Annotated in this window: 3 protein-coding genes; 2 read left to right on the top strand and 1 reads right to left on the bottom strand. The window is 67.1% G+C overall.

The window, feature by feature from the left end; translation table 11 throughout:
- Positions 1-209 precede the first annotated feature (209 nt).
- Positions 210-3,752 carry a DNA polymerase III subunit alpha gene (gene dnaE / locus ACFU99_RS33005; protein ID WP_384399044.1) on the top strand — a complete coding sequence of 1,181 codons (3,543 nt, stop codon included), beginning with the start codon at positions 210-212 and terminating at the stop codon, positions 3,750-3,752.
- Positions 3,753-3,902: 150 nt separating this feature from the next.
- Here dnaE and ACFU99_RS33010 read toward each other — a convergent pair whose 3' ends face one another.
- Positions 3,903-4,079, bottom strand: a complete 177-nt coding sequence (locus ACFU99_RS33010; protein WP_384399046.1) for a hypothetical protein — start codon at positions 4,077-4,079, stop codon at positions 3,903-3,905.
- A 256-nt stretch (positions 4,080-4,335) separates the two neighbouring features.
- Here ACFU99_RS33010 and ACFU99_RS33015 point away from each other — a divergent pair.
- Positions 4,336-4,895 (top strand): NYN domain-containing protein (locus ACFU99_RS33015; protein WP_384399048.1); only part of this gene is annotated, 560 nt, incomplete at its 3' end.

Consider the following 4,895-nt stretch of genomic DNA (forward strand, 5'->3'; position numbering starts at 1 on the left):
GCGTGGCCCGGTCGTGCTCGGTCGCCATCGCTGGGTCCTCCTGGGTTGTCGCGCACCGGGGACATATGTCCCGCCACCGGGGACATCCGTCCCTCCGCCTCCAACGCGCGAGGCGGCCCCCGAGTGCCCCGCCGCTGTCGGTGGGCCGTCGTAGACTTCGTAGCCGTCTCCTCAAGCCGTCGCCGACCGTTCGCCGGAGGTCCTCCACCGTGTCCAAGCAGCCCTTCACGCACCTGCACGTGCACACCCAGTACTCGCTGCTGGACGGCGCCGCGCGGCTGAAGGACATGTTCAACGCGTGCAACGAGATGGGCATGACGCATATCGCCATGTCCGATCACGGCAACCTGCACGGGGCGTACGACTTCTTCCACTCCGCCCAGAAGGCGGGGGTGACGCCGATCATCGGGATCGAGGCGTATGTGGCGCCGGAGTCGCGGCGCAACAAGCGCAAGGTGCAGTGGGGCCAGCCGCATCAGAAGCGCGATGACGTGTCCGGTTCGGGTGGTTATACGCATAAGACGATCTGGGCGGCCAACAGCACCGGGCTGCACAACCTCTTCAAGCTGTCCTCGGACGCGTACGCGGAGGGCTGGCTCCAGAAGTGGCCCCGGATGGACAAGGAGACGATCGCCCAGTGGTCGGAGGGGCTCATCGCCTCCACCGGCTGCCCCTCCGGCGAGCTCCAGACCAGGCTGCGGCTCGGCCAGTACGAGGAGGCGCGCAAGGCGGCCGGCGAGTACCAGGACATCTTCGGCAAGGACCGGTATTTCCTGGAGCTGATGGACCACGGCATCGACATCGAGCACCGGGTCCGCGAGGACCTGCTCAAGATCGGCAAAGAGGTCGGCATCCCGCCGCTGGTCACCAACGACTCGCACTACACGTACGCGCACGAGTCCACCGCCCACGACGCGCTGCTGTGCATCCAGACCGGCAAGAACCTCTCCGACCCGGACCGCTTCCGCTTCGACGGCACCGGCTACTACCTGAAGTCCACGGACGAGATGTACGCCATCGACTCCTCGGACGCCTGGCAGGAGGGGTGCCGCAACACCTTCCTGGTCGCCCAGCAGATCGACACGGCCGGCATGTTCGAGAAGCGCGACCTCATGCCGAAGTTCGAGATCCCCGAGGGGTTCACGGAGGTCACCTGGTTCCAGGAGGAGGTCCGGGTCGGCATGGGCCGCCGCTACCCGGGAGGCGTCCCCGACGACCGCCAGAAGCAGGCGGAGTACGAGATGGACGTCATCATCCAGATGGGGTTCCCCGGCTACTTCCTCGTCGTCGCCGACTTCATCATGTGGGCGAAGAACAACGGCATCGCGGTGGGACCGGGCCGCGGCTCCGCGGCCGGTTCGATCGTCGCGTACGCCATGGGCATCACCGACCTCGACCCGATCACGCACGGGCTGATCTTCGAGCGGTTCCTCAACCCCGAGCGCGTCTCCATGCCCGATGTCGACATCGACTTCGACGAGCGTCGGCGCGTCGAGGTGATCCGGTATGTGACCGAGAAATACGGCGCGGACAAGGTCGCCATGATCGGCACGTACGGAAAGATCAAGGCGAAGAACGCGATCAAGGACTCCGCGCGCGTGCTCGGATATCCGTACGCGATGGGCGACCGGCTCACCAAGGCCATGCCCGCCGACGTCCTCGGCAAGGGCATCGACCTCAGCGGCATCACCGACCCCAAGCACCCCCGCTACAGCGAGGCGGGCGAGATCCGGGGGATGTACGAGAGCGAACCGGACGTCAAGAAGGTCATCGACACCGCGAAGGGCGTCGAGGGCCTGGTCCGGCAGATGGGCGTGCACGCGGCCGGCGTGATCATGTCCAGCGAGCCGATCGTCGACCACGCCCCGCTCTGGACGCGGCACACCGACGGCGTGACGATCACGCAGTGGGACTACCCCCAGTGCGAGTCGCTCGGCCTGCTCAAGATGGACTTCCTGGGCCTGCGCAACCTCACGATCATGGACGACGCCGTCAAGATGGTGAAGGCCAACAAGGGCATCGACCTGGAGATGCTCGACCTCCCGCTGGACGACCCCAAGACCTTCGAGCTGCTCTGCCGCGGTGACACGCTCGGCGTCTTCCAGTTCGACGGCGGCCCGATGCGCTCGCTGCTCCGCCAGATGCAGCCCGACAACTTCGAGGACATTTCCGCCGTCTCGGCCCTCTACCGGCCGGGTCCGATGGGCATGAACTCGCACATCAACTACGCGGAGCGCAAGAACGGCCGCCAGGAGATCACTCCGATCCACAAGGAGCTCGAAGAGCCCCTGAAGGAGACCCTGGGTCTGACCTACGGCCTCATCGTGTACCAGGAGCAGGTGCAGAAGGCCGCGCAGATCATCGCCGGGTACTCGCTCGGCGAGGCCGACATCCTGCGCCGCGTGATGGGCAAGAAGAAGCCGGAGGAACTGGAGAAGAACTTCGTCCTCTTCCAGGCGGGCGCGAAGGAGAAGGGCTTCTCCGACGCCGCGATCCAGGCGCTGTGGGACGTCCTGGTGCCGTTCGCCGGGTACGCCTTCAACAAGGCCCACTCCTCCGCGTACGGCCTGGTCACCTACTGGACCGCCTACCTCAAGGCGAACTACCCCGCCGAGTACATGGCGGCGCTGCTCACCTCGGTCAAGGACGACAAGGACAAGTCGGCCGTCTATCTGAACGAGTGCCGCCGCATGGGCATCAAGGTGCTCCCGCCGAACGTCAACGAGTCCGTGCACAACTTCGCCGCCCAGGGCGACGACGTGATCCTCTTCGGCCTGGAGGCGGTCCGCAACGTCGGCACCAACGTGGTCGAGTCGATCATCCGGTCCCGCAAGGCCAAGGGGAAGTACGTTTCCTTCCCCGACTATCTGGACAAGGTCGAGGCCGCCGCCTGCAACAAGCGCACCACCGAGTCGCTGATCAAGGCCGGCGCCTTCGACACCATGGGCCACACCCGCAAGGGCCTCACCGCGCACTACGAGCCCATGATCGACAACGTGGTCCAGGTCAAGCGCAAGGAGGCCGAGGGGCAGTTCGACCTCTTCGGCGGCATGGGCGACGACGCGGCCGACGAGGGGCCGGGCTTCGGGCTCGACGTGGAGTTCTCCGACATCGAGTGGGAGAAGACCTATCTGCTCGCGCAGGAGCGCGAGATGCTCGGCCTGTACGTCTCCGACCACCCGCTCTTCGGCCTGGAGCACGTCCTGTCGGACAAGGCGGACGCGGGCATCGGGCAGCTCACCGGCGGCGACTACTCCGACGGCTCGATCGTCACCATCGGCGGCATCATCTCCGGCCTCCAGCGCAAGATGACCAAGCAGGGCAACGCCTGGGCGATCGCCACGGTCGAGGACCTCGCGGGCTCCATCGAGTGCATGTTCTTCCCGGCGACGTACCAGCTCGTCTCCACGCAGCTCGTCGAGGACACCGTGGTCTTCGTCAAGGGCCGCCTCGACAAGCGCGAGGACATCCCGCGCCTGGTCGCCATGGAGATGATGGTCCCCGACCTGTCGAACGCCGGGACCAACGCGCCCGTGCTGATCACCATCCCCACGGTGAAGGTCACCCCGCCGCTGGTGGAGAAGCTCGGCCAGGTGCTCAGCCACCACCGCGGCTCCACCGAGGTGCGGATCAAGCTCCTGGGCGCGCGCAAGAACACCGTCCTGCGGCTCGACCGGCACCGCGTCAACCCGGACCCGGCGCTTTTCGGCGACCTCAAGGTGCTGCTGGGGCCCGCGTGCCTGGCCGGGTGACCGGCGGACGACGGCGGGGGAGCCGAATCCCGCAGAGCACGGGGCAGCCGCATCGCGTAGGCCCGTAGGACAGAAATAGTCCAGAAATAGGACAGAAATTAGGGGCGCACCCAATACCGGGTGCGCCCCTCGTACGCTCAGTGCGTCCGGTCAGTTGTGGCCGAACCGCCGCTCGCGCCCCTTGCGTGCCATGTTCGACGGGCTCGCCTGGGTCTGCATCTGGTCTGACTGAGCCTCCATGGAGGTGTTCTTCGACTCCTCCGCGCCGCGTTCCGCCGCGCTCCGCGCCTGATGTCTGTTGCGGTCGCGGTTCTTGTGCTTGCTCATCGTCATGCCTCCAGTCGGGGTCGCCCCTCCGGAAATCACGGTGGCACGGCCCGAACGGCACCGCATTTCGGGCAATTACCGTGAGTGAACCGATTAATTGCCCAGCACACGTGATTTCCGCCACGCCGATGATCGAGTTCCCGCTGATAACCCCGGCACGGTCGGGCAGACTCGAAGGAAAGCCGAAGGAAAAGTCCGGGGCACAGCTGTACCGGGGGGCGACCGAACGTCTGGACTCCAGGAAAGAGGGTGGAACGTGGACCGCTGCGTCGTCCTGGTGGACGCCGGCTATCTGCTGGGCGCCGCCGCGAGCCTGCTGGCCGGGGAGCCGGCGCGATCACGCATCACCGTCGACCACGCGACCCTCATCCAGGGGCTGCGGGAGCGCGCCGAGGCCGAGACCGAACAGCCGCTGCTGCGCATCTACTGGTTCGACGGCGCGCCCGACCGGGTGCCGCAGCCGGAGCACCGGCGGCTGCGCGTCATGCCGCGCGTGACCGTGCGGCTGGGGGCGCTGACCCGCAGCGACGGGCGCTGGGCGCAGAAGGGGGTGGACGCCGCCATGCACGCCGAGCTGACCGAGCTCGCCCGCAACCGTGCCTGCTCCGACATCGTGCTCGTCACCGGGGACGGCGACCTGCTGCCCGGCCTGATGTCCGCCAAGGAGCACGGCGTCGCCGTCCATCTGTGGGCCCTCCAGGCCGCCGACGGCGACTACAACCAGTCCGAGGACCTCGTCGCCGAGGCGGACGAGCGGCGCGTCCTGGACCGTACGTGGATCACCAGGGCCGTACGGACCAAGGAGCTCAGCGGGGC

Origin of the sequence: Streptomyces sp. NPDC057654, from assembly GCF_042800135.1 — a bacterium.
Taxonomy (GTDB): Bacteria; Actinomycetota; Actinomycetes; order Streptomycetales; family Streptomycetaceae; genus Streptomyces.